Below are 25,873 nucleotides of genomic sequence, written 5' to 3' on the forward strand. Positions count from 1 at the left end.
GAGAATCCCGCCCTGCCTTATCGAAGTCAGCTGATCAACCCGCTCAATCGCTCCCAAAGACCGAATGAACCGAGATCTATAACAGTCACCATCAACATGAAACTGAGCAAGACGGCAAGTCCCATACGAAAAGCCCATTCTTGTGCCTCTGGCTTAATCGGTCTCCTGCGGATAGCTTCGGCCGCATAGAACACCAGGTGACCCCCGTCGAGCATAGGGATTGGCAACAGGTTGATGAATCCCAGATTAATCGAGATGGCCGCCATGAAGAATAAAAAGGCATAAAGGCCAAGACTTGCTGTTTGGCCGGAGAATTGAGCGATCCGGAGAGGGCCGCCAAGTTCCTCGATCGAGCGCCGACCGGATATAATCTGGCCAAGGCCGACCGTTATCATTTCCAGACTAGAGAGTGTTTGAGTCAATGCGGCTCCGGGAAGCTGCAACGCGCCAAGCGTCTCCATTTCCAGAACAGCGGATTGAACGCCCAATCGCCCGATCCGCGCTTCATTCCCGAACCGGTCTTCTACGGTTACATCGGCGGTTACCGCAGTGATCGAGAGCTCCCGGCCGTCGCGCAGGATATCAAACTGCATTTGCTGGCCGGGACGAAGCCTGACGATATCGGCAAGCTCATCGAAACGATCAATGGCGCGGCCGTCGACGGCGCTGATCTCATCGCCAAGTTCAAACCCGGCCTGATCGGCGACGGAACCCTCCATGATTGCGGAGACGACGGGCGCGTTCTGCGCCTGCCCATACGTGGCGAAAATTCCCATGAAGAGGATGATTGCAAAAAGAAAATTAATCATCGGACCGGCAAGGATGATCAGAAAGCGCTGGCCCACTGGCTTGAACTGGAAAAGCGCGGCGCGTTCCTCAGCGGATGCGTCGCCGGCATTGGGATCGGGCTGGCTGGCAGCGTTGAGATCTCCGGCAAATTGCACATAGCCGCCCAGCGGCATCCAGCCGATCTTCCACCGGGTCCCGCGCTTGTCAGTCCAGCCGGCAATTTCGCGGCCGAAGCCGATCGAAAATTTCTCGACCTTGGTGCCGAACCAGCGGGCGACAAGATAATGACCCATCTCATGGACGAAGACGAGCGGCCCAATGACGAGCAGGAACGCGCCTATGGAGTAGAGAATTCCCGGGCTTTCTATCATGCGGCGTAGCTGTCCATCTGCTCCTGGGCCTTGATACGTGCCGCCTTGTCGATAGCAAAAACATCGTCAAGACATATCGGCGCGTCCGGCGCATAGCTGCCCAGCACGTCCGCGACAATCGCTGCGATATCGAGAAATCCGATCCGGCCACCCAGAAATGCAGCAACGGCCTCTTCATTCGCGGCGTTCAGGATCGCCGGACGGGCCCCGCCCGCCTCCATTGCCGACCGCGCAAGTTTCAGGGCGGGAAAACGTTCGGTATCGGGCTCTTCAAAATCCAGCCGGGCGACCTGGGCCAGGTCGAGCCGTTCGCAGGGCGTGTCCATGCGCTGCGGCCAGGCAAGGACATGCGCAATCGGCACGCGCATGTCCGGCGCACCGAGCTGGGCGAGCACTGACCCGTCCCGATATTCGACGAGCGAGTGGATGACGGACTGGGGATGCACGATGATCCGGCAATCGTCGGGCGGCAGATCGAACAGGTACCGGGCCTCGATCAGTTCCAGCCCCTTGTTCATCAGCGTCGCTGAATCGATCGATATCTTGGCGCCCATCGACCAATTGGGATGTTGGACGGCGCGTTCGGGCGTAACGTTGCGCATTTCCTCGCGCGACCATTGCCTGAACGGCCCACCGGATGCGGTCAGGATGATGCTGGAAATTCCCTCGGGCCGATCATGATCGAAACACTGGAAGATCGCATTGTGCTCCGAATCCACAGGCAGGATCGTGACGCCGCGCTTGCGGGCCGCTTCAAGCATTAGCGAACCGGCGGACACGAGCGATTCCTTGTTGGCGAGGCCGATAGTATTGCCCGCCTCGATCGCTGCCATGGCCGAGGGGATGCCTGCGGCCCCGACAATGGCCGCCATGACGAGATCGGTATCCATCGCCGCCGCATCGCAAATCGCATCGGCACCGGCGGCGGTTTCAATGCCGCTTCCGGCAAGCGCCTCCGCCAGTTCACTAGCAAGGGACGGGTTTCCTATGACAGCCAATTTCGCGCCGCTTTCACGCGCAATCCTTGCCAGCCCGCCCACATCTTCATTGGCGGTCAGGGCGATGACCTCATAGTCGTCGCGATCCCGGTTGATCAGGTCGAGCGTGGATTGTCCCACGGATCCCGTCGCGCCGAGAATGGTGATGCGTTTTGCCGCTGCCATCAGAGCAGCCCTGCCCAGTTGAGCGCTGCGGCCCCAATCGCGACCGGGAGAAGCCCGTCCAGCCGGTCGAGCGCCCCGCCATGGCCGGGAAACAGATTGGAGCTGTCTTTCACATTCGCACGCCGTTTCAGCCAGCTTTCGAAAAGGTCGCCCATCTGCGCGACAATAGCAAAGAGTGCAGCGAGCGGAACGATCAGCAAGGGAAGTGTTGTCTGGAAGGCGAATATCAGGCTGACGAGAGCCGCGCAGATTATCCCGCCGACAAGCCCCGCCCAGGTCTTGTTAGGGCTGAATTTGGGGGCCAGTTTTGGCCCGCCGATCGTCTTGCCGGAAAAATAGGCGCCGATATCTGTCGCCCAGACTGTGGCGAGCATCCAAAGCGTGAGTATCAGTCCACCCTGTTCCCTTAGAAAGATTATCGCGAGCGATGCGAGCCCTATGTAGAAAAATCCGAAACCGAGACGAAGTGACACGGTAATTGCGGAACAAAACGCCGTTCCAAACAACAATGCTACAATCGCAATCGGAAAACTCGTGAAGGGAAATGGCATTAGTGCGCCGGTGACCGAAGTCATGAGGCAGATGGCGAATAGCATCTTCCACATTGAGGCTTGCATAAGCCGAGACCATTCGAACATCATTGCGATAGCAAGGAACTCCACAAGCAGCCAAAAAGGCCACTGCCCCGCGAAAAGGGTGCCAAGCGCGACGGCAACGAGGACGATACCGGTAATCGCCCGTTTCCAGAGATTGCTATACCCGCCCGGGGCTGTTCCGCTCGTCATAGACCACCGTAGCGCCGGTCACGCTGGGTGAACTCTTCAATGGCTTGTCTCAACGAGTCTTCGCCGAAATCCGGCCAGAGCGTGTCGGTGAAGAGCAGTTCGGCATAGGCTGCCTGCCAGAGCAGGAAATTGGAAAGGCGTTTTTCGCCGGACGTGCGGATCAGGAGATCAAGAGGTGGCAGATCGTGGGTGCTCAGTCGCGCATCAATCGCTTCGTTGGTGATATCGCCAACAGCCAGTGCCCCGCTCTGCACATCTGCAGCGATCTGACGTGTCGCATCAGTGATTTCGGATTGTGAGCCATAATTAAGTGCTACGACCAGCGTGGCCTTGCGGTTATTGGCGGTTCGCGCAATCGCGCTATCGATCAGTTCAACGACATCGTTTTCGAAAGCCTGATAGTTGCCGATGACACGGATACGAATGCCCTCTCCCGCCAGCGCCTCGAGCTCTTTTCGAATGAAGCGGCGCAGCAGATTCATGAGATCGGCGATCTCGGAAGCTGGACGGCTCCAATTTTCTGATGAGAATGCGTAAAGCGTGAGCACTTCAATGCCTAGTGCGCCGGCCGTTTTGACAACTGCGCGTGCAGCTTCAATGCCTTTGCGGTGCCCGGCTATCCGGGGCAAGCCCCGGCGCTGGGCCCAGCGTCCATTGCCGTCCATGATGATAGCGACATGGCGAGGTATATCCCCGCCGCTGCCTGTGCCAGCCGCCGCGTCATCCACGGATCGAGCCGGTTTGGCAGTCACAGTTCGAGAATTTCCGATTCTTTCTCGCTGGCGATAGCATCGATCTCAGCGATCTTTTCGTCGGTCAATTTCTGGACGTCGCCTTCATGGCGCTTCTTCTCGTCTTCTCCGATCTCTTTCTTGTTCTCATCGGCCTTGAGCGCATCCATGCCATCGCGGCGTACATTGCGAACCGCAATCTTGGCTTTTTCGGCATATTGTCCGGCCAGTTTCGCCAGCTCTTTGCGGCGTTCCTCGGTCAGGTCAGGGATAGGAAGGCGGATCGTTGTGCCATCAACTTGCGGATTGAGGCCTAAACCAGCGCCCCGGATTGCCTTTTCGACCGGTTGGACATTTGATCCATCCCACACCTGCACCGTCAGCATGCGAGGTTCGGGAACGCTAACCGTACCAACCTGGTTCAGCGGCATGTTACTGCCATAAACTTCAACCTGCACGGGATCGAGCAAAGATGCCGATGCGCGGCCGGTCCGCAACCCACCCAAATCACCACGCAGTGATTCCAGAGCGCCACTCATCCGGCGTTCAAGATCACCCTTGTCATATTGCGCCATCAGGCCTCTCCTTCTTGTTTGACGGTCGTCGCGGTTCCGCTTCCCGCAAGCACTGTGGCCAGATTGCCCTGCTCCCGGATGTTGAATACGATGATCGGAATTGCATTGTCGCGGCACAGAGCCACGGCAGAAGCATCCATGACTTTCAGATTGTCTGATAGGACGCGGTTATAGCTGAGGGTTTCATAGCGGGTCGCGCCCGCGACCTTGTTCGGATCGGCATCATAGACACCATCAACACTGGTGCCCTTGAACAGTGCATCGCAGCCCATCTCGGCAGCGCGCAGCGCGGCAGCTGTGTCGGTTGTGAAATAGGGATTGCCCGTGCCCGCTGCGAAAATCACAATCCGGCCACGCTCCATATGACGTACGGCGCGGCGGCGAATATAGGGTTCGCACACAGTGTCCATCGGAATGGCTGATAGTACGCGAGTATCCTGGCCGATCTGCTCTAGCGCGTTTTGCACCGCGAGCGCGTTCATTACCGTCGCAAGCATGCCCATATAGTCGGCGCTGGTGCGGTCAAAGCCCTTCGCTGCGGCTGCGAGCCCACGAAAAATATTGCCGCCGCCAACAACGAGGCACAGCTCATGACCGGCTTCTTTGGCTGCAGCAACTTCCCTGGCGAGCCGTGCTGTCGTCTGCGGGTCAATACCAAACTGGCCGTCGCCCATCAGAGCTTCGCCGGAGAGTTTGAGGAGGATGCGGTTATAATGCGGGCGGGGCATCGCCGGATTTATCTTTCAAAAGGATAATGTGTAAGCGGCGCGCACCCTAGTGGGGGTGCACGCCGCTGCCAAGCATTGGATTGCCCGGATGTGGATTAGCAAACTGCGCTATGCGCCGACCGCAGCGGCCACTTCCTCGGCAAAATTCTCTTCTTTTTTCTCGATGCCTTCGCCAAGCTGGAAGCGGATGAAATCCTTCAGAAGAATTTCGGTTCCCGCATCCTTGCCCGCCCGGGCAACGACATCTTCGATTTTCGACTTGTTATCCATGACGAAAATCTGGCTCATCAGCGCATTTTCCTTGCGGTATTTTGCGATCGAGCCTTCGACCATCTTCTCGACGATATTGGCGGGCTTGCCGGACTCGGCAGCCTTTTCCGTCGCGATCGCGCGTTCGCGCTCGATCGTGTCGGCATCCAGGCCTTCCCCCGTCAGCGCCAGCGGCGAAGCGGCGGCGATATGCATGGCGAGCTGTTTGCCAAGCGGTTCGAGCACATCGGCACCTGCATCGCTTTCCAGCGCGACGAGCACGCCGATCTTGCCCATGCCCGGTTTCGCTGCGTTGTGAACGTAGGAAACGACAACGCCTTTTTCGACGCTCGTTTTGGCAACGCGGCGCAGGCTCTGATTTTCGCCGATCGTCGAAATGTTCGCTGTAAGTTTCTCTTCGACCGTTCCACCGCCCGGATATTCGGACGCTTTGAGTGCTTCAAGATCGGCATCCGTTCCGAGCGCGATTTTGGTCACTTCGGCGACGAAATCCTGGAACTGATCGTTCTTGGCAACGAAATCGGTTTCCGAATTGACCTCTACGGCTGCACCGCTCGTGCCGGATACAGCAACGCCGACCAGTCCTTCTGCGGCCGTGCGGCCGGCCTTTTTGGCGGCGGCGGCGAGCCCCTTGGTACGGAGCCAGTCAATCGCGGCTTCCATGTCGCCATTATTTTCCTGCAGCGCTTTTTTGGAATCCATCATGCCGGCGCCGGTGCGCTCGCGCAGTTCTTTTACGTCCTTGGCTGAAAATTCGGCCATCTGTCCGTCCTTATCCTTTGCAATTGTCATATATCGCGGCGCCGGGCTGCGGACCGGGCGCGCGATGTTCCGGCTGGCGTCAGTTACGCCTGAGCGGCGGTGACGGCCGGCTCCACGGGAGGCTCGACAGCCGCGCCGATATCTTCGCCCGAAGCCGCAGCAGCGGCCTGCGATCCTGCGCCGGCGGCCGAGGCGATCGCTTCGCAGTAAAGGCGAATGGCGCGCGCTGCGTCGTCATTCGCCGGAACCGGGAAAGCGATGCCGTCCGGGCTCACATTCGAGTCCAGAATGGCGACGACGGGAATGCCGAGAACATTGGCTTCCTTGATGGCGAGTTCTTCCTTGTTGGCGTCGATGATGAACATAACGTCCGGCAGGCCGCCCATATCGCGGATGCCGCCAAGCGAGAGTTCCAGCTTGTCGCGTTCACGCGTCAGTTGAAGAACTTCCTTCTTGGTGAAGCCGGAACCGTCTCCGCCAAGCTGCTCTTCGAGATTCTTGAAGCGTTTGATCGAGTTGGAAATCGTCTTCCAGTTGGTCAGCATGCCGCCGAGCCAGCGATGGTTGACGAAATGCTGGCCGCATGAGCGCGCTGCATCGGCAATCGGTTGCTGTGCTTGGCGCTTGGTGCCGACGAACAGGATCTTACCGCCGCTCGCGACCGACTGGCCGACAAAGTCGAGCGCCCGCTGGAACAGTGGAACGGTCTGCGAGAGATCGATGATATGAACGCCGTTGCGATCGCCGAAAATATACGGCTTCATCTTCGGGTTCCAACGATGGGTCTGGTGGCCGAAATGCGCCCCGACCTCGAGCAATTGCTGCATTGAGACGGAAATGTCCGCCATAGTCTTTCTCCTTCCGGTTATACCTCTGGAAAGCAAGAATCAGAGCCGCGGCTCCGACACCGGTATGTGCGCCTTCCATGTGGAATGGCGCGCAGATAGGCGGTCGGCGAAAAAAATGCAAGCCCGGACTTGACCGGAACAATAGAGGAACATAGTAAGCGGAACACAAGAGGAACATTATTGAATTGAGATAGACCGACTGGCGATCTGGCCTTTCGCTTCGATGAGAGAAAAAGGAATTTCCCATGTTTCAGCTGCTGGCTGCGTTGTTTTTCACCCTGGCGCTTATCGCGCCGCTGGCGGTCATCGTGCTGACATTGCATCAGAACTGGGCGGCGATCGCGGCGGCGTTGCGGGGAACTCCCTCCCCCGCGCCGATTATCGTCACGGGGACGAGGCGGCCTCGTGCCGCCGCGCGGATCAGTTCTCGCCCTGTCCGTGCGGTTCTTCCGCCAGTGCGCGCCGCCGCCTGACCTTCGCATAGCTGGCGATGCTGACCGGAATGCTGGCAATATAGGCAACCGCCAGCGTTGCGAATGTGACCCAGGGAATATTTACCAGCAGGACGATCAGGGCGGCAATCCCGACCAGGGCGCTGAAACGCAGGCCCCGGCGCAGCCGGATCGAAGACCAGCTGAACGTTGCGACATCCGAGACCATCAGGAAAGCAATCAGAGCGCTCCATGGCGCCACAACATAGAATTCGCGAAACAGCGGCTGCTCGGTCACGAACGTCAGAAACAGCGGCAACATGAGCAGGCCCGCCGCCGTCGGGGACGGAATGCCGGTGAGGAAACCGGCCGATTTATGGGGCTGGTCGTCGACATCGATGCTCGCATTGAAGCGGGCCAGCCGCAACGCGCAACAGGCAGCATAAGCGAGTGCAAAAATCCAGCCATAGCGCGGCATGGATTCGAGCGACCAGAGATAGACGACCATGGCCGGGGCGACACCGAAGGCGATGACGTCGGACAGCGAATCAAGTTCGGCCCCGAAACGCGTCTGGCCATTCAGCAGGCGCGCCACGCGCCCGTCGAAGCCGTCGAGCACACCGGCGATCACGATAAAGGTTAGCGCGGTTTCCCACTTTTGATCGAGCGCGTAGCGAACGCTGCTCAGCCCCATGCACAGGGCAAGGACCGTGATCGCGTTCGGGATGATCGCCCGCAACGGCAGACCGCGCATCGGATGGGTCAGCCGGCTCGGTTTCACTGCGATACGCCGAATGCGCGTGTGTCATCGCCGATTTTCGCGATAATCGTCTCGCCTGCGACCGTTTTCTGTCCGAGCGCTACGCTGGGAGCCGTGCCGGCAGGCAGATAAACGTCGACCCTGCTGCCGAACCGGATGAGACCGATGCGCTGGCCGGCGACAACCATATCGCCCGGTTTCACGAACGGCACGATTCGCCGGGCGACCAGTCCCGCGATCTGGGTAAAGCCGATGCGCGTCCCGCTCCGCGTTTCGAGCAGGATATGCTGGCGCTCATTGTCCTCGCTCGCCTTGTCCAGATCGGCATTTACGAACTTGCCGGAGATATAGATGACTTCCCGGATCGTTCCGCCCATCGGCGCGCGGTTGATATGGACATCGAAGACACTCATGAAAATCGATACGCGGCACATCAGTTCGTCGCCCAGCCCGTCCGGCCCGGCCATCTCGACCGGTGGAGGTACATCGCGGATCAGCGTCACCAGCCCATCTGCCGGTGCAATGATCAAATCGTCATCGGTGGGCGTGACACGCGCCGGATCGCGAAAAAAAGCGGCGATCCAGATCGTCAGGCCGATAATGGGCCAGGCAATGATATCCCAGCCAAGCCAGAGGAATAAAATGGCCGCCGCCGAAGATATCGCGAGATATTTATAGGCCTCGGGGTGAATGGCCGGCCACTGCCAGCGCACATTGCGGTCATCCCCCGGAGGCTTTTGAAGCTCTGTCATGCGCGCTTGATACAGTTGGCCATCCGGGGTGACAATCGCTGCATTTTTACGCGCCCTCACCGGTTGATTGCGCGGGCTTTGCGCCCTAGACCAGCCCAAATTCTCAAAAACTCCCCATCTGGAAAGCGAAACTACGCATGGCAACGAAGATAAAGGTCAAGAATCCGGTCATCGAAATCGACGGCGATGAGATGACGCGGATTATCTGGGAATGGATCCGCGAACGGCTGATCAAACCCTATCTCGATATTGACCTGCATTATTACGATCTTTCGATCCAGAAACGCGACGAGACCGATGACCGGATCACTGTCGATGCGGCCAACGCGATCAAGGAACATGGGGTCGGCGTAAAATGCGCGACCATCACGCCCGACGAAGACCGGGTTGAAGAATTCGATCTCAAGCGGATGTGGAAATCGCCGAACGGCACGATTCGGAACATTCTGGGCGGCGTTGTTTTCCGCGAACCGATTGTGATCGACAATGTCCCGCGGCTCGTGCCGGGCTGGACGGATCCGATCGTTATCGGGCGCCATGCCTTTGGCGATCAGTATCGCGCAACCGATATGCTGGTCCCGGGCCCCGGCAAATTGCGCCTCGTGTTCGAGGGCGACGACGGTACAGTGATGGACGAAGAAGTCTTCAACTTCCCTTCACCCGGCGTTGCGATGGCGATGTATAATCTCGACGACAGCATTCGCGATTTCGCGCGCGCCAGCATGAATTACGGGCTGCAGCGCAAATGGCCGGTTTATCTCTCGACCAAGAACACCATCATGAAAAAATATGATGGCCGCTTCAAAGATCTGTTCGAAGAGGTATTCCAGCAGGAATTCAAGGCGCAGTTCGACGAGGCGGGCATTGAATATCAGCACCGACTGATCGATGACATGGTCGCCTCGGCGCTCAAATGGTCGGGCAAGTTCGTATGGGCCTGCAAGAATTACGACGGCGATGTGCAATCGGATACCGTTGCCCAGGGCTTCGGTTCGCTGGGCCTGATGACCTCGGTACTGATGACGCCGGACGGCAAGACGGTCGAGGCGGAAGCCGCGCACGGAACGGTCACACGGCACTATCGGATGCATGAACAGGGCAAGGCGACATCGACGAACCCGATCGCATCGATTTTCGCCTGGACACGCGGCCTGATCTATCGCGGCAAATTCGACGAAACGCCGGAAGTAACGCGCTTCGCCGAAACGCTGGAGCGCGTTTGCATCGAAACGGTTGAGCAGGGACAGATGACGAAGGATCTCGCCATCCTTATCGGCCCGGACCAGGCATGGATGACCAGCGAACAGTTTTTCGAGGCGATTCGGGTCAATCTCGAAGCCGCGATGGATGAATGGTAGGGCCGGTTAACCGGTAAATACGTCCGGCGTTTCAATTTTTTCCCGCCTGAAGCCCAGGCCGACAATATGTGCCGGAATACGCTGCAAAAGCGGGATGCGATTGACTATTCGCAGGGCCAGCGGCGGTTTGCCGATATCGCTCTGGCCTGACAATGTCGGCGCTATCAGAGCATTTTGCGCAATCTTCTGGAGCCACTGAACACGGGCGGTTGGTGCCCAGCGACGCTTCTGAACGGAAGCAAGCAAGGGGTCCACAGCCTCGCCGCGGGCGATGGGACATGCAAGGATATTCGCGGCCGCCACGGCGTCCTGGACGGCAAGATTGATCCCGACACCGCCAATTGGTGACATCGCGTGGGCGGCATCGCCAATGGCAAGCAGGCCGGGCCGATGCCACCGGGTCAGCCGATCCAGCGATACCGACAGCAACTTGATGTCGTCCCAACTCCGGATAGCGGCAAGGCCATGTTCCAATCTGGGCAGGTAAGCGGTCAGCTCGGTCTTGAATTTGTCGAGTGGGCGCGCCTTGATCGTATCGCCGCCGCCCTTTTCGAGAGCATAGGCGCATTGCCAGTAATCGCCGCGATCGATGAGGATGAAGATATGGCCGCGTTCGAACACGCCGAACGTTTCGCCTGAATCGCCGGGCTCTCTCTCCACGCGAAACCAGAACACGTCCATCGGCGCGCCAAGTGTCTCAAGCGGGAGCCCGTTCTCCGTACGCAGGGCTGAGCCACGGCCGTCGGCGGCTATCACAAGGCTGGCGCCGACCGTGCCGCCGTCTACGAGCTCCACGCCGGATACCCGCCCTCCCGTATCTTTCATTGTGCAGGAAACCTCCCGGTTCATCTCGAGCCGAAAGCAGGGATAGGTTCGAGCCTTGCGGGCAATGAAATCGAGCAGGTCCCATTGCGGCATCATTGCGATGAAGGGGGCTGGAACCGACAGGTGACGGAAATCGGCGATCTGTACGAATTCCCCGCCGATCCGGGCTTTGAGTTGCTCCACCCTGACATGAGGCAGTTCAAGGAGTTCGTCGAGCCATCCCAACTGGTCGAACAGTTCGAGCGTTGACGGGTGGATGGTATCGCCGCGAAAATCGCGAAAAAAATCTGCATGCTTCTCCAGTACAAGCGTCTCGACGCCCGCCCGCGCGAAGAGCAAGCCGGCCATCAACCCCGCCGGGCCGCCACCGGCAATACAGATTTGGGTCCGAATATTGCTATTCACCCCTGCCATTTACGCGCTTTGTCCCTAGAAGCGAAGCATGAACCATGGGATCGAATCGTCGGCACTGAGCGATGCGCTCGTCATTCTCGGCGCCGCGGGCATCGTCATACCGCTGTTTGCCCGCTTCCGGATCACCCCGGTGATCGGGTTCATTCTGGTTGGTGTGCTGGTCGGACCTTCGGGGCTTGGCGCGCTCACCGAGCGCGTTCCCTGGCTTGTCCATGTCACCATTTCCGATCGCGAGGCGATAGAGCCCTTTGCCGAATTCGGGATTGTTTTGCTCCTGTTTTCCATCGGTTTGGAGCTCTCCTTCAAGCGCCTCTGGGCAATGCGCGGCATGGTATTTGGTGTCGGCGCGGCTGAGCTGATCGGCTGTGGACTGCTGATCGGTGGCGCATTGCTGGCGCTCGGCCAGAGCCCGATCGGGGCGCTGGGCATGGGGCTGGCTCTCGCACTTTCCTCGACCGCTTTAGTCTTGCCTATGTCGGGCACGAAAACACCCGTCGGCAAAGCGGCGCTCGGTATCCTGCTGTTCCAGGATGTGGCGATCGTCCCGATAATCTTCTTCATCGGCGCGATGGGACCGATGGCGCAGGATGCCGGGCTTTCGGCGCTGGGATGGACCCTGCTTCTAAGTTTGGTCACCGTGGCCGGACTGCTCGTTGGCGGCCGATTGATTCTGCCCCGCCTCTTTGCTCAGGCCGCGCGTACGAAAAGCCCAGAAGTTTTCCTGGCGGCCTGTCTGCTGGTGATTATCCTGGCCAGCCTGTCGACCAGCGCCGTCGGCCTGTCGCCCATCGTTGGCGCGCTGGTTGCCGGTCTGGTGATCGCCGAAACCGAATATCACCGTGAAGTCGAAGTGATTACGGAACCGTTCAAAGGTCTCGCGCTTGGCGTTTTCCTGATTACCGTAGGCATGAGCCTCGATCTTCCGGTGGTGATGGATAACTGGACCTCGCTGTTGCTGGCTGTTGTCGGCGTAGTGCTCGTGAAGACGGTAGTGATCAGCCTGCTGCTCCGCTTTGCCGGCGCCCGGCGTGCGACGTCGGCGGAGGCCGGCTTGCTGATGTCCTCGCCGTCTGAAACCACGTTGATCGTTCTTACCGCAGCTCTCCAGGCAGCGTTGATCCAGCCTTCAACCGCCGCTTTCTGGCAAACCGTTACGGCGATCGGCCTGACCATCACTCCCCTGTTGGCGCGCGCTGGCCGCATCGCGGCGCGCAGGGTTGAAATGCGTGAAACCCATGTCGATTTGTCTGGCGAGAATGGAGAAGCGGACGAGCGCGCCATCATTGTGGGTTTCGGCCGGGTTGGGCGGTTGATCGCAGAGATGCTGCTTGAGCATGATCAGGCGTTTGTTGCTGTCGACTCAAATATCGACACGGTCGCCCGGGGGCGGCGCGACGGTTTTCCCACCATATTTGGTGACGTTTCGCGCCCACAACTCTTGGAAAACCTGGACCTTGAGCGGGTTAGCGCGCTGATCCTGACCATGGACGATCCGGTCAGCGTCGTGCAGCTTACCGCGCGTGTTCGGGAAGCGCACCCGGATCTCACTATCGTCGCGCGAGCCCGCGATCCCGAGCATGCTGCCGCGCTATACCGGGCCGGCGCCACGGACGCCGTGCCGGAAACGGTGGAGTCCTCCCTCCAACTGTCCGAAGCAGTGCTTGTCGATATCGGCGTCCCGATGGGGCCGGTCATCGCTTCTGTCCATGAAAAGCGCGCGGACCTGCGAGAGGCGATCATGCAGCTTGGCGAACTCGACCGTCTTCCCGAATTGCCGCGCGAGAAATTGCGCAAATCCTGATCAGTATCAGGCCGCCGCCAGCGCGTCCCTGATTGCCTCAAGCGCCGCTTCGGCCTGGGCGCCATCCGGCCCGCCGCCCTGCGCCATATCGGGCCGCCCGCCGCCGCCCTTGCCGCCCAGCGCCTCGACCGCAGCGCGAACCAAAGTAACCGCATCATGATCGGACGTAAGATCATCGGTCATGCCGACGGCAACGCTCGCCCTGCCCTCATTGACGGCGACGATTGCGGCGATACCGGATCCCATGCCGGCTTTCGCCTCGTCAATCAGACCGCGCAGGGATTTGGGGTCGAGGCCTTCGACAACCTGTCCCTGGAATTTCACATTGCCGATGGTTTCGGCCTTGGCGCCATTCGCGCCCCCACCGCCCATCGCCAGCGTTTTCTTCGCTTCGCCCAGTTCTTTTTCAAGACGCTTGCGCTCGTCGAGCAGGGCCGCAACCCGGACGGGGAGCTCGTCGGCGCTGGTTTTCAGCGTTTCGGCGGCACTGAGCAGCTTGGCTTCCCGATCCCTATACCAAAGCCGGGCGGCCTCGCCCGTCAGCGCTTCGATCCTGCGGACGCCCGCGGAAACCGCGCTTTCCGAAATGATGGCGAACAGGCCGATATCGCCCAGCGCGGAGACATGGGTTCCGCCGCAAAGTTCAACGGAATAGTCCGCTGGTCCATTGAGTCCCATGGAGAGGACGCGAACCTCGTCGCCATATTTTTCGCCGAACAGCGCGAGCGCGCCGGCTTCTACAGCCTCGTCCGGTGTCATGAGCCGTGTGACGACATTGGCATTGCCGCGGATCTGGGCATTTACATCGGCGTCGATGGCCGCGATTTCCTCTGGCTCCAGCGCCTTGGGATGCGAAAAATCGAAACGCAGCCGGTCTTCCGCGACAAGGCTGCCCTTTTGCGTGACATGGTCACCCAGGCGATTGCGCAGGGCGGCGTGCATCAGATGTGTAGCGCTGTGGTTGGCACGCAGCCGGGCGCGCCGCTCTGCATCGATGGCGAGCGTAACCACCTGCCCGATGACGATCTCGCCGGCCTCGATGGTCAAATGATGGGCGTGCAGTCGGCCCAGCGGTTTCGATGTGTCGGTGACGGTCGCCGACAGACCAGCCGCATCGCAAAGGGTGCCGGTATCGCCTGCCTGGCCACCGCTTTCGGCGTAGAAAGGCGTCTGGTTGGTGACGAGCAATACGTCGTCTCCCTTGCTGGCACGCTCGACCCGCGCGCCGTCTTTCACAATGGCAACGACCTGCCCGTCGGCTTCGTCCGTAGAATAGCCCACAAATTCCGTGCCACCATGTTGCTCGGCAATATCGAACCAGACCGTTTCCGACGCAGCATCCCCCGACCCTTTCCAGGCTGCGCGTGCGGCGGCTTTCTGCTCGGCCATGGCCACGTCGAATCCCTCCCGGTCTATGCCGAGGCCGCGGGCGCGCAGCGCATCTTCGGTAAGATCATAGGGAAAGCCATAGGTGTCATAGAGCTTGAAGGCCGTTTCGCCGGCCAGCGTTTCGCCTTCCGTCATGCCCGATACTGCGCCGTCGAGCAGTTTGAGGCCGTTGGACAATGTACGACGAAAACGGATTTCCTCATGATGCAGCGTTTCTTCGACCAGTGGCTGGGCGCGCACGAGCTCCGGAAACGCTCCGCCCATTTCGGCGACCAGTTCCGGCACCAGCCGGTGCATCAAAGGGTCTTTCGCACCCAATATATGGGCGTGGCGCATGGCCCGCCGCATGATCCGTCTGAGCACATAGCCGCGCCCTTCATTGGCCGGCAGAACGCCGTCGGCAATCAGGAAACTGGCGCTGCGGAGATGGTCCGATATCACGCGGTGCGAGGCCGCCGCTTCGCCGTCGGGAGCGGTGCCGGTAAGCTCTGCGCTTTCGGCGATCAGGGCCTTGAACAGATCGATTTCATAATTGTCATGCGTCCCCTGCAGGACGGCGGCGATCCGCTCCAGCCCCATACCCGTATCAATCGAAGGGCGCGGCAGCTCGGTTTTCTCGCCATCACGCTGGTCGAACTGCATGAAAACCAGATTCCAGATTTCAACGAAGCGATCGCCATCCTCGTCCGGAGATCCCGGGGGTCCGCCCGGAATATGATCGCCATGGTCGTAGAAAATCTCACTGCACGGTCCGCATGGGCCCGTATCTCCCATCGACCAGAAATTGTCGGCCGTCGGGATGCGGATGATCCGGTTTTCCGGGAGGCCGGAAATCTTCCGCCAGAGATCGAAAGCCTGATCGTCGTCATGATAAACGGTTGCCGTCAGGCGGTCAGGATTGATGCCCCATTCCCTCGTGATCAACTGCCAGGCAAGTTCGATCGCGCGCTCCTTGAAATAGTCGCCGAACGAGAAATTGCCGAGCATCTCGAAAAAAGTGTGGTGACGCGCGGTATAACCGACATTGTCGAGATCGTTATGCTTGCCGCCCGCCCGGACGCATTTCTGCGAGCTGGTCGCCGTGGAATAGTCCCGCGTCTCGAGGCCGGTGAACACATTCTTGAACGGCACCATGCCTGCATTGACGAACATGAGGGTGGGATCGTTATGCGGAACCAGCGGCGACGACGGCACTGGAGCATGTCCCTCCCCTTCGAAAAAATCGAGGAAAGAACGGCGGATATCGTTGGTTGAAGTCATGCGCGGCATGTAAGCAAGCGGAACGGTCCGGGCAAGCAGCCTTTGTGCGGCTAACGGCTATGCATAGGCATAGTCGCCGCCACGCTGAAGCGCCCTTTGGTAGGCAGGCCGTTCGTGGATACTGTCGAGCCATGTCAGCAGGTTCGGATAGCGTTCGTCCAGTCCGGCACGTTGCCGGGCGGCCTCGAGTGGAAAGCTCATCATGACATCGGCGGCTGTAAAGCTGTTCCCGGCAAACCAGTTGCGATCCTGCAACTCGCTTTCGAGCCAGCGCAGATGGCTCTCGAACATGGCGAGGATGGGCTTGCGCGCAGGTCGGCCAAGAATACCGAGACGATTGATGACCAGGATCGTCAGCAGCGGCGGCATCATCGATCCTTCGGCGTAATGGAGGAATTGCCGATAGCGCAGCGATTCTTCGATATGCGCAGGGGCGCCAAGAATCTCTCCGGCTGTCGCGACAAGATACTCAACAATTGCGCCGGTTTCGATCACAACCCTGTCATCGACGGAAATGACCGGCGATTTGCCGAGCGGATGGATGCGCTTGAGCGTAGGCGGTGCGAGCATCGTCTTGGCATCGCGTGCATAGCGAACGACCTCATATTCGAGCTCAAGTTCCTCAAGCAGCCATAAAATTCTCTGCGAGCGGGAATTCTCAAGGTGATGGACGATTATAGTCATGCTGCGATGGCCCCTTTTCAATCGCGGTGGATGCGTGGCTAGGCAATCGGGCGGTCAAAAGCAAAAGGCCCGCCCCGCGAGGGACAAGCCTTTCACTATTTCTCGCAACGAGAGTTCGATCCAGGATTGAAGGCGCGCGCCTATTCGTCGGTCGCCTCGTCACCATCCGGGCCGGTCATCATTTCCTCGGCAACGGCCTCTTCCTTGCCGCGAATGGCATTTTCAAGTTGCTGGCTGATTTCCGGGTTTTCGAGGAGGAAGCTCTTCGAATTCTCCCGGCCCTGGCCGATGCGTGTCGAATCATAGGAGAACCAGGAGCCCGATTTCTCGACAATTCCAGCCTTGACACCAAGATCGAGTATCTCGCCCATTTTCGAGATGCCCTTGCCGTACATGATGTCGAACTCGACCTGCTTGAACGGTGGCGCGACCTTGTTTTTGACGACCTTCACCCGCGTCGTGTTGCCGACAATCTCGTCACGATCCTTGATTTGCCCGATCCGGCGAATGTCGAGCCGGACACTGGCGTAGAATTTCAGGGCATTGCCGCCCGATGTCGTTTCGGGGCTGCCGTACATCACACCGATCTTCATGCGGATCTGGTTGATGAAAACGACCATGCACTTCGAACGGTTGATCGAACCGGTCAGCTTGCGGAGCGCCTGGCTCATGAGACGGGCCTGGAGCCCGACATGGCTATCGCCCATTTCGCCCTCGATCTCGGCACGCGGCACCAGAGCGGCGACCGAGTCGACGACAAGAATGTCGATGGCATTGGAGCGCACCAGCGTATCGGCGATTTCAAGCGCCTGTTCGCCCGTATCGGGCTGAGAAACGATCAGCTCGTCAATATCGACGCCGAGTTTTTTCGCGTAACCGGGGTCAAGCGCATGTTCGGCGTCGATAAAGGCCGCGGTTCCGCCGGCCTTCTGGGCTTCTGCAATCGTGTGCAGCGCCAGGGTTGTCTTGCCCGAGCTTTCCGGGCCGTAAATTTCGATGATCCTGCCGCGGGGAAGACCGCCAATACCGAGTGCGATGTCGAGGCCGAGCGATCCCGTGGAAACGGCGTCGATCTCGATCGCTTCGCGCGACCCCAATTTCATGGCGGACCCTTTGCCAAAGGCCCGGTCAATCTGCGCAAGTGCGGCGTCCAGCGCCTTTTCTCTGTCCATATTGTTCTTTTTTCCGTCGGAATCGATGACTTTGAGATGGGCTGCCATTGCCTTTTTCCCTCCTAGAAGCTCTGCGTCGATCGTTCAACGCTGAGTTCTTTGTATATGGTTTGTTCCAAAAGAACAAGGGGGGAACATTGAGTCAGCCGGCCAGTATCTTCTTCAGGGCATCGTCAATGCCATGCAGGGTAAAGGGTTTGGCGAGCAGAACACGGCTCTGGTGGCGCTCCGGCGGTTTTTCGAGATCGGCACCGCTGGTGAAGAAAAAGGGAATTCCCTGATCGTCCAAGGCGTCGGCGATCGGCCAGCTGGCTTTCCGGTCGCGCAGATTGACATCCAGAACAGCTACGTCGAACCCGCCTTCCTCGACTGCCGACAGGCCGGATTCCAGCGATTCTACGATATCGGCAATTTCGTAATCGAGAGTTTCGATAAAATCTTCAAGCATCATCGATATGAGCGCTTCGTCTTCGACGATCAAAATTCGTGCCCGGGCCATTTCGTCTGCTTATCGACTTATGATGGCGGGATAAAGATTGGTTGAAGATCGCCTGTCAGCATTCCGCACTATTTCGCCTTGTTAAGGATAGCGCCCACCGCCTCGGCGAGCTGCTGCACCGAAAAGGGTTTGGGAAGGAAATGCACTTGCTCGATATTGATCGACTTGCGCAATTGTTCCTCAGCATAACCGGACATGAAGAGGATCGGGATATGAGGCAGGGTTTCGCGCAATTCGCGGGCCATGGCCGGGCCATCCATCCCCGGCATGACGACATCGGACAGGATCAGATCGAAATCCTTGCATTCTGCCACGATGTCCAGCGCTATCTCGCCATCCTCGGCGGTGACGACGCTGTATCCCTGACGGGTCAGTGCGCGTTCGGCGACCGTCCTGACCATGTCCTCGTCCTCGACGACCAGGATTGTTCCGCTACCCCAGGGTTCGGCGGCAGGCGGCGGTGGTGAAGGCTGAAGCGGCGCCTCGGGTTTCTCTCGGCTCGCCATCTGGCCGCTGGCCAACTCCGCCTTCTCGTCGACATCGCCGCGATGAACGGGCAGGTAAATGGTGAACGTGGTTCCCTTTCCCACTTCGGAATCCGCGAAAATATATCCGCCGGACTGTTTGACGATGCCATAAACGGTGGAAAGCCCGAGGCCTGTCCCCTTCCCGACTTCCTTGGTCGTGTAGAAGGGTTCGAAGATCTTGGTCAGCGAATCCGGTTCGATGCCGGTGCCGGTGTCCGTCAACCGGAACGCGGTATATTCGGTCGAGGGCATGATTTCATGCCCCATCAAATCCACTTCGGCACCGGACACAGAGAAAGTTTCCAGAGTCAGGGTGCCGCGTCCGTCGTCTTTTTCGGACGACTGGATTGCATCCCGCGCATTCACGGCAAGATTGACGATCACCTGCTCAAGCTGACCGGGGTCGGCGCGGATGGGGCCGAGGTTGCGGCCATGATGGATTTCCAGTGTGACCGTTTCACCCAGCAATCGCTTGAGAAGATTCGACACTTCCGAGACGACATCGGGCAGTTGCAGGATCTGGGGCCGCAATGTCTGCTGCCGGGAAAAGGCTAGCAACTGCCGCGTCAAACCCGCTGCACGGTTGGAATTGGATTTGACCTGCTGAATATCGTCATAGTCGCTGTCGCCGGGCGTGTGGCGCAGCAACATGAGATCGCAATGGCCGATAATGGCTGTCAGGATATTGTTGAAGTCATGAGCCACGCCGCCCGCAAGCTGACCGACCGCTTGCATCTTGGTTGCCTGCGCGACCTGGCGCTTCAGCTTTTCATCCTCGCTATTGTCCTTGAGGCTCAGCAAGACGGCGGCGTCCCCGAGCCCGGAAGCACTGGCGACCGTCATTGCAACAGTTTCGTCTGGCTGGCTTTTCAGGCGCAAGGCGATATCGGCCGATATCGACGTGCTGTTCGAGAAACGCCGGACGGCATTGGCGACGGCCGTCTTGTCTTCATCGACCACCAGATCACCCGGGTAAACGGGGCGTGATTCGTCGTCCAGGCCCGCGGCACGGCGGAATGCCTCGTTCATGTAGAGGAAGCGGCCATCACGCTCGGCAAGAGCAAGGCCGAGAGGCAACATGCCCAGAAGGGCGTGGATATTTTCGCGTTCGGCAGGCGCGCCCGAGCCCGGAACCTCATCGAGCAGGAAAAACAACAGGGGAGCGTTACCTTGCGATCCGCTCGACAGTGGCACTTGCACGAGCCTCAACGGCGCGCCGCCGTCTCCTTCCCGGGCGAGCCGCAACAGCTGGTCTTCGCCGGTCTCTAGAATATCAGTGAATTCGCGGCCACGCAGCCGTTCCTGCGTCGATCCCAGTGCGCGCCTCCGGAAAACCTGGTTCGCCGCCAATAGCGCTCCCTTGCCGTCGACGAGCGCGGCCATCACGCCAGCCATGCCGAGCGCTGTGCCGGCGGAGCTTTCAATCAGGCGGCGCGCTTCGGCGATCAGATCGGTTTCGATTGCCGGTGCAAATCGCCAGATCAGGAAATCGCCTTTTTCGCCGCCGCGTTCGACGATCGCGTCATAGCTGCCATGCGGTGTCCTGAGGGCGGGAGCGTTGCCCCGTCCGTCGCGCCAGGCCGTGCGGCCAGCATGAGTCAGCCGTTCGACTCCGTCATCGGCAAAAGGCAACGCCGGTGGCGTGGGCGGGCCTCTGAAATCCCTCTCAAAACCGCTGTTTGCGGCAACCAATATTCCCTGTCTGTCGGTCACGACCACTGGCATTCCCGCGCCTTCGATAGCAGCCCTGATCAGCGCCCGATCGGGGCCCGCTGTCGCCTCCGCCGCCAAGGGCCGTCGCCGGGTGGCGACCATGGCGACGCCGAATGCGGACAGGAACAGCGCCATGAAACCCGCGGCGAATAGCGGGCTTTCCAGAAGGAACATCATCAACACCGCCGAACCTATGCCGGCAAGAACAACCAGTCCGATCAGGGAGCGGTCGGCAAACTGGCTCGCCTTGGGATGTCTGTCCCGGTTTTCCGGAGCGACGGTTGCCATCAGTTTAACCGCCCTTCTTCATTGTTCAGATTGCGCCGCCGCCATCTGCGGCCGACCCTGTATCGCCAGAACCAGTCGGCGGCCAGATAGGCGATCACAGCCGATACGATAGCGATGACAAGCAGGCCGCCAAGAAGCGCCGGGGCCGCATCCGTGGCCAGCCATGCCAGCCATTCCGACGGCCCGGCCTTCTGCTCATACAGCATCAGGGCATGGCTGGCATCCGCGTCGAGCCGGAATATCTGGTTTCCTGCGATCAGTGCCCCGCCCAGGATGAACGGCGTGGTGATGGGATTGCTTGTGAAAGTCGCTGCCGCGGCGACCGGAATGTTCGCGCGAAAAGGCAAAGCCAGCAGCGCCGAAACGATAATCTGGAGCCCCGGGATCATGACGAAGATGCCGACGATCATTCCCAGCGCCGCGCCGCGGGGCACTGATCGCCGGTTGAACCGCCACAGATAGCTGTGCATCACCCGCCCGGCAAAGGGCTTTATAAATCGGTTTTGGGCCAGTTCCTCGCGGCTTGGCGAATGCCGGCGGACCCAGCGCATAAAAGGCCCGGATTCGCGCTTCGATCTAGCCACGTTCGCGCATCAGGCGGCCCTGTTCCCTTTTCCAGTCCCGCGCCTTCTCGGTGGCGCGCTTGTCATGTTGTTTCTTGCCCTTGGCGAGCGCCAGTTCGACCTTCGCCTTGCCGCGTGAATTGAAATAGATGGAAAGCGGCACAAGTGTCATGCCCTTGCGCTCCACTGCACCGCGTATCTTGTTGATTTCGCGGGCGTTCAGAAGCAGTTTGCGTGGGCGCTTGGCTTCGTGGTTATACCTGTTTCCGTGGCTGAATTCGGGAATATTGGCGTTGATCAGCCAGACTTCGCCATCTTGCGCTTCGGCATAGCTTTCCGCGATCGCCCCTTCGCCGAACCGCAGGGATTTCACCTCGGTTCCGGTCAATGCGATCCCGGCTTCGAATTTTTCATCTATTGAAAAGTCGTAGCGCGCACGCCGGTTCTCGGCGACTGTCTTCACCTTGTCGAATTCTACGGGGTGCGGGCGAGCCATCGATCAGTCCCTGAGCAACGACGCATGACTCAAGGCTGAATCAACTTGTGCCTGGGCCGCTTCGCAGGGCCATGTCATCGGCAGGCGGATTTCTCCGGGAAATCCAGGGAACACCTTGGTCAGCGCATATTTTGCCGGGCCCGGCGATGCGTCTGCAAACATCGCTCCGTGCAGGGGATAAAGCCGATCGTTGATCGCAAGGGCTTCAGCGGTATCGCCCCTCGCCCATGCGGCCTGAAATTCAGCGCAAAGCCGGGGCGCCACATTGGCCGTCACGGAAATGCACCCCGTACCGCCCATCGCCAGATAGCCCAAAGTGAGATAGTCATTACCCGAAAGCTGGCAGAAATCCTCGCCGCAGGCCGCTCGCTGGGCACTCACGCGGTCCATATCGGCGGTTGCATCCTTGATCCCTATGACGGACGGAAATTTGCGCAGGCGCTGCATCGTCTCGACCGAAATGTCAGAGGCCGTCCGGGAGGGAACATTGTACAATACAATGGGTAGATCACATTCGCCGATCATTGCTTCGAAATGACGGTAAATCCCTTCCTGACTGGGCTTGTTGTAATAAGGCGGCACGACAAGGCCTGCAGTGGCACCCATTTCCTTTGCTGTTTTTAGGTTCTTGATAGCCGATTGCGTGTCGTTGGAGCCGCAGCCCGCAATCACCGGCACCCGTCCGGCAGCCTGGTCCACACAAACCCCGACAACCTCGAAATGTTCCTCGAACGACTGAGTCGCCGCTTCGCCCGTCGTCCCGCATGGCACGAGAGCACTGCTGCCTTCCTCGATTTGCCAATCGATAAAGCTCCGATATGCAGCTTCATCGAACGATCCGTCGCGAAAGGGCGTCACCAGAGCCGGAATCGACCCGCTGAACATATATTTCTCCTTCACCTCAGCGTGTTTGCGCTGCATATCAACGTCAAATCAACGGGGCCTGTTCACCGCCAGATAAGGATTGTGCGAGCACTATGTCCAGCATGATAAAACACACAGCTACCTTCCTTGCGCTTGGCGCTACCGCTTTGATCGGATCGGTCGCCGCTTCCGCCCAATCGCTGAACTCCGAACAGCGCGCCTGGTATGCAAGCCGACTGGGCGTTTCCGGCGCAGGATCCGTAGGGTCCGTACCGCGAGCCAATCCGCTTGGCGAAGCCGTGTTGCAGTGGAACCGCCTGCAACAGAGCGACGCCCTGCCCTTCAACGACTATGCGAGTTTTCTCGTTTCACATCCCGGCTGGCCTGGCGAAGCGCGAATGCAGCGCGTTGCCGAACAGCAAATTCCGGCAACCGGGACATCGCCGCGTTCGCTGATTGCGTATTTCGAACGGTTCGAGCCGGTCACTGCATCGGGCGCATTGCGCTATGCCGAAGCGCTGGCAGCCATGGGCCGTAATGACGAAGCCAGTCGCTTTGCCCGCCAGGCTTGGCGGCTCGGCGCGTTTAACCGGCTGTCCGCAACGTCCGACGAAGCAGTGATTCTCACGCGCTTTGCCGGGGCGCTGCGGCCTGAAGATCATGATGCGCGTTTCGATTACCTGCTCTGGCAGGACGATACATCCGCCGCCGCCCGCGTATTGTCGCTGACCTCCAGCTCGCGCCGCGATGCCCATTCGGCACGATTGCGCCTGGCAACCGGTGCCGGCGCGGAAGCGGGCCAGTCTGCCCTGGGCGATCCCGGCTATGTCGCGGAACGGGCAATGTGGCTTCGCAACAATGGCCGCTCGGTCGAAGCCCGCAGATTGCTCGCCAATCGCCCCGCCCTGCGATTTCGTCCCACAGACGCGGAAGAATGGTTCGAAGTCCTGCTCACCAATGCCCGCGCCGCTGCCAATGACCGCCAGTGGTCAACCGCTTTTTCGATTGCCAGTAAAGTGGATGATGCGTTCGAACCGGGAACAGATGTGTCCGGCGAAGCGCTTGGCGTGCGTGATGATTATACCAGCCTGACATGGCTCGCCGGGACGACGGCACTCTGGCATCAAAACCGGCCGGCCGATGCCATAGGCATGTTTGAGCGCTATGGCCGTGCCGCCCGGACGCCGCAAACGCGCTCCAAGGGATTCTACTGGGCCGGGCGCGCTGCGGAAGCCGCGGGGCGCAGGGATGAAGCCAATCGCTTTTACGAAGAAGCTGCTGTGTTCTACGACTATTTCTACGGGCAGCTGGCGACCGAAAGGCTCGGGCGGAGGCTTAGCATTCCACAGGTCGCTCAATCCGCTCCCGACCAGGCCAGCCAGCGCAGCTTTATGGCTCGCGAAATTGTGCAGGCAACGCGCCTTTTGGGCGAGCTGGGCGCCTGGGATACGCAATCGACCTTTCTGCGTGCCCTTTCATCACAGGCGCGCAGCGACGAAGATCACCGTCTGACGGCCATGCTGTCATCACAAATCGGGCGTCAGGATCTCGCGGTGATGACCCATCGCAGCGCGCGTGTGAACGGTTTTGATGCAACTGCTTATGGCTATCCGACAGTTCCCATGCCTTCCAGTTCGCGGCGCTATTTCACACTGGTTCACGCGATTGCCCGCCAGGAAAGTCAGTTCGATACCCGAGCGGTGAGCCATGCCGGCGCGCGCGGCCTGATGCAGTTCATGCCGGCAACGGCGCGGGAAGTGTCGCGTTGGATTGGCCGCTCCTACAACCGATCGGCGCTCACCGCCGATCCCCAATACAGCATATCGCTGGCTACGGCCTATTATGAGTCGCTCTACAACCGATGGAACAATCACGCACTTTCTGCGGGATCCTACAATGCGGGGCCAGGCAATGTGAATCGCTGGATCAGGGCCAATGGCGACCCGCGGACGCCGGGTGTCGATATTGTCCGCTGGATCGAGGAAATCCCGATCTATGAAACCAAAAATTACATCCAGCGCGTGATGGAGAATGCGGTGATGTACGACCTTCTTCATCCGGACCGCGCCTATATGCCGCCCAATAACGCCCCGCTTTCCCGCTATCTCGGAAAAGCCACACCGGGATAATGGCCGGCAAAGTCAATTACATTACACCGGCCGGTTACGATGCTCTCAAGGCCGAGTATGAGACTCTGTTCGCCAAGGAACGCCCGGCGCTGGTCGAGGTCATAAGCTGGGCGGCGGGCAATGGCGATCGCAGTGAAAATGGCGATTACATCTACGGCCGGAAAAAGCTGCGTGAGATTGATCGGCGGCTTACATTTCTCTCGCGCAGGATGAAGGCCGCGAAAATTGTCGATCCTGCCAGTCAGAAAGACCGGAACCGCGTCTATTTTGGTGCCACGGTAACGCTGGTCGACGAAGACGATAGCGAGCGGATAGTCACGCTTGTAGGCGAGGATGAGGCGGATGCCTCATCGGGCAGGATAAGCTGGAAATCGCCGATGGCGAATGCGTTGAAGTAAGCGGTTGTCGGCGATTGTCGCACGGTTCGCCTGCCGGTCGGGCCAAAGGACTATGACATTGTCGGGATCAGCTATCCCGAGACGGCAGCTCGTTAGCTGCCATAGCGATAGCGGTTGCGCGTATGGACGAGCGCAGTCCTGATCTCGGCATCGGTCAGCTGATAATCGCGATTAGTGTCGGCCCAGCGCCGGAAGAACTGGTTGACGCTCGCGGCGACCCCATTGCTGATCTCGCCTGAACGGCCGATTTCATAATTGTCTCGTACGAATTGCTGGCCTTCGCGGGTTTCCGCAAGCCAGGGGTCTAGTTTGTCCGCACCGGGGCCGGTAAAATTGCTCGCGTAGCGATCTGCATATCCATGATTGCCACGATAGCCGTTGCCGTCGCGATAATCGCGTCCGTAGGAACCGTGATAATCGGCTCCGCGGTTATATCCCCCGTGGCCATAGCCTTGATGGGCGCAGCCTGAGGCAAGTATCCCCGTCCCGATCAGTGCAGCAATTGCATATTTTGCGCTCGACATGTTC

24 protein-coding genes and 1 pseudogene are annotated in these 25,873 nt (G+C 59.4%); 5 read left to right on the forward strand and 20 right to left on the reverse strand.

Features of this window, described 5'->3' with window-relative positions:
* Positions 1–26: 26 nt before the first annotated feature.
* The 8 genes from rseP to rpsB form a co-directional block, all read right to left on the reverse strand.
* Positions 27–1,160, reverse strand: coding sequence for an RIP metalloprotease RseP (gene rseP / locus DFR46_RS02950; RefSeq protein ID WP_116235100.1), 1,134 nt, complete (start codon positions 1,158–1,160; stop codon positions 27–29).
* Positions 1,157–2,323, reverse strand: a complete 1,167-nt coding sequence (locus DFR46_RS02955) for a 1-deoxy-D-xylulose-5-phosphate reductoisomerase (RefSeq protein ID WP_116235101.1) — start codon at positions 2,321–2,323, stop codon at positions 1,157–1,159. The genes rseP and DFR46_RS02955 overlap by 4 nt, the downstream gene beginning before the upstream one ends.
* Positions 2,323–3,108: a phosphatidate cytidylyltransferase gene (locus DFR46_RS02960; RefSeq protein ID WP_116235102.1), complete on the reverse strand. Its 786-nt coding sequence runs from the start codon at positions 3,106–3,108 to the stop codon at positions 2,323–2,325. The genes DFR46_RS02955 and DFR46_RS02960 overlap by 1 nt, the downstream gene beginning before the upstream one ends.
* Positions 3,105–3,836, reverse strand: a complete 732-nt coding sequence (locus DFR46_RS02965; RefSeq protein WP_281270037.1) for an isoprenyl transferase — start codon at positions 3,834–3,836, stop codon at positions 3,105–3,107. Before DFR46_RS02965 ends, DFR46_RS02960 begins: the two co-directional genes overlap by 4 nt.
* Before the next feature lie 20 nt (positions 3,837–3,856).
* The gene (gene frr, locus DFR46_RS02970; RefSeq protein WP_116235103.1) at positions 3,857–4,414 is read right to left on the reverse strand and encodes a ribosome recycling factor; all 558 of its coding nucleotides are present in this window, start codon (positions 4,412–4,414) and stop codon (positions 3,857–3,859) included.
* On the reverse strand, positions 4,414–5,142 hold the full coding sequence (gene pyrH, locus DFR46_RS02975; protein WP_116235104.1) for a UMP kinase: 729 nt from the start codon (positions 5,140–5,142) through the stop codon (positions 4,414–4,416). Before pyrH ends, frr begins: the two co-directional genes overlap by 1 nt.
* 108 nt (positions 5,143–5,250) lie before the next feature.
* Positions 5,251–6,174, reverse strand: a complete 924-nt coding sequence (tsf, locus tag DFR46_RS02980) for a translation elongation factor Ts (protein WP_116237115.1) — start codon at positions 6,172–6,174, stop codon at positions 5,251–5,253.
* Between the two features lie 83 nt (positions 6,175–6,257).
* Positions 6,258–7,022: a 30S ribosomal protein S2 gene (gene rpsB / locus DFR46_RS02985; RefSeq protein WP_116235105.1), complete on the reverse strand. Its 765-nt coding sequence runs from the start codon at positions 7,020–7,022 to the stop codon at positions 6,258–6,260.
* Between the two features lie 245 nt (positions 7,023–7,267).
* Between rpsB and DFR46_RS02990 the strand changes: the two genes are divergently transcribed.
* Entirely contained in the window at positions 7,268–7,495 is a 228-nt protein-coding gene (locus DFR46_RS02990; RefSeq protein ID WP_116235106.1) for a hypothetical protein, read from the forward strand.
* Here the strand turns inward: DFR46_RS02990 and pssA are convergent.
* Complete coding sequence (gene pssA, locus DFR46_RS02995) at positions 7,443–8,207, reverse strand: CDP-diacylglycerol--serine O-phosphatidyltransferase (RefSeq protein ID WP_116237117.1); 765 nt, start codon at positions 8,205–8,207, stop codon at positions 7,443–7,445. The genes DFR46_RS02990 and pssA overlap by 53 nt on opposite strands.
* Before the next feature lie 23 nt (positions 8,208–8,230).
* The gene (locus tag DFR46_RS03000) at positions 8,231–8,965 is read right to left on the reverse strand and encodes a phosphatidylserine decarboxylase (RefSeq protein ID WP_116237116.1); all 735 of its coding nucleotides are present in this window, start codon (positions 8,963–8,965) and stop codon (positions 8,231–8,233) included.
* Between the two features lie 137 nt (positions 8,966–9,102).
* Between DFR46_RS03000 and DFR46_RS03005 the strand changes: the two genes are divergently transcribed.
* A complete protein-coding gene (locus tag DFR46_RS03005; protein ID WP_116235107.1) occupies positions 9,103–10,323 on the forward strand; it encodes an NADP-dependent isocitrate dehydrogenase in 1,221 nt (406 codons plus the stop codon).
* Positions 10,324–10,329: 6 nt separating this feature from the next.
* Here DFR46_RS03005 and DFR46_RS03010 read toward each other — a convergent pair whose 3' ends face one another.
* A complete protein-coding gene (locus DFR46_RS03010) occupies positions 10,330–11,562 on the reverse strand; it encodes an FAD-dependent oxidoreductase (protein ID WP_211306365.1) in 1,233 nt (410 codons plus the stop codon).
* Positions 11,563–11,590: 28 nt separating this feature from the next.
* Here DFR46_RS03010 and DFR46_RS03015 point away from each other — a divergent pair, with 28 nt between their 5' ends.
* Positions 11,591–13,363 (forward strand): cation:proton antiporter domain-containing protein, encoded by a 1,773-nt coding sequence (locus DFR46_RS03015; protein ID WP_116235108.1) that lies wholly within the window; start codon positions 11,591–11,593, stop codon positions 13,361–13,363.
* Positions 13,364–13,369: 6 nt separating this feature from the next.
* On the opposite strand, the gene alaS is transcribed toward DFR46_RS03015, so the two are convergent.
* The 8 genes from alaS to dapA form a co-directional block, all read right to left on the reverse strand.
* Positions 13,370–16,012, reverse strand: a complete 2,643-nt coding sequence (alaS, locus tag DFR46_RS03020) for an alanine--tRNA ligase (protein WP_116237119.1) — start codon at positions 16,010–16,012, stop codon at positions 13,370–13,372.
* A 57-nt stretch (positions 16,013–16,069) separates the two neighbouring features.
* Positions 16,070–16,696 (reverse strand): glutathione S-transferase, encoded by a 627-nt coding sequence (locus DFR46_RS03025; RefSeq protein ID WP_116235109.1) that lies wholly within the window; start codon positions 16,694–16,696, stop codon positions 16,070–16,072.
* Between the two features lie 140 nt (positions 16,697–16,836).
* Positions 16,837–17,916, reverse strand: coding sequence for a recombinase RecA (gene recA, locus DFR46_RS03030; RefSeq protein WP_116235110.1), 1,080 nt, complete (start codon positions 17,914–17,916; stop codon positions 16,837–16,839).
* Between the two features lie 94 nt (positions 17,917–18,010).
* Complete coding sequence (locus tag DFR46_RS03035) at positions 18,011–18,367, reverse strand: response regulator (protein WP_116235111.1); 357 nt, start codon at positions 18,365–18,367, stop codon at positions 18,011–18,013.
* Between the two features lie 68 nt (positions 18,368–18,435).
* Positions 18,436–20,895, reverse strand: coding sequence for a hybrid sensor histidine kinase/response regulator (locus tag DFR46_RS03040; RefSeq protein ID WP_116235112.1), 2,460 nt, complete (start codon positions 20,893–20,895; stop codon positions 18,436–18,438).
* Positions 20,895–21,479 (reverse strand): DUF2062 domain-containing protein, encoded by a 585-nt coding sequence (locus DFR46_RS03045; RefSeq protein WP_245953636.1) that lies wholly within the window; start codon positions 21,477–21,479, stop codon positions 20,895–20,897. The genes DFR46_RS03040 and DFR46_RS03045 overlap by 1 nt, the downstream gene beginning before the upstream one ends.
* On the reverse strand, positions 21,472–21,954 hold the full coding sequence (gene smpB, locus DFR46_RS03050; protein ID WP_116235114.1) for an SsrA-binding protein SmpB: 483 nt from the start codon (positions 21,952–21,954) through the stop codon (positions 21,472–21,474). The genes DFR46_RS03045 and smpB overlap by 8 nt, the downstream gene beginning before the upstream one ends.
* Positions 21,955–21,957: 3 nt before the next feature.
* Positions 21,958–22,839 (reverse strand): 4-hydroxy-tetrahydrodipicolinate synthase, encoded by an 882-nt coding sequence (gene dapA, locus DFR46_RS03055; RefSeq protein WP_116237120.1) that lies wholly within the window; start codon positions 22,837–22,839, stop codon positions 21,958–21,960.
* Between the two features lie 92 nt (positions 22,840–22,931).
* On the opposite strand from dapA, the gene DFR46_RS03060 reads away from it, so the two are divergent.
* Positions 22,932–24,947: a lytic transglycosylase domain-containing protein gene (locus tag DFR46_RS03060; protein ID WP_116235115.1), complete on the forward strand. Its 2,016-nt coding sequence runs from the start codon at positions 22,932–22,934 to the stop codon at positions 24,945–24,947.
* A pseudogene (greB, locus tag DFR46_RS03065) lies at positions 24,947–25,441 on the forward strand (transcription elongation factor GreB). Before DFR46_RS03060 ends, greB begins: the two are co-directional and overlap by 1 nt.
* On the opposite strand, the gene DFR46_RS03070 reads toward greB, so the two are convergent.
* Positions 25,438–25,869, reverse strand: coding sequence for a hypothetical protein (locus DFR46_RS03070; RefSeq protein ID WP_116235116.1), 432 nt, complete (start codon positions 25,867–25,869; stop codon positions 25,438–25,440). The pseudogene greB and the gene DFR46_RS03070 sit on opposite strands and share 4 nt — an antisense overlap.
* Positions 25,870–25,873: the final 4 nt, after the last annotated feature.

The sequence above is a fragment of the Parasphingopyxis lamellibrachiae genome, from assembly GCF_003385775.1.
In the GTDB taxonomy this organism is placed as follows: Bacteria; Pseudomonadota; Alphaproteobacteria; order Sphingomonadales; family Sphingomonadaceae; genus Parasphingopyxis; species Parasphingopyxis lamellibrachiae.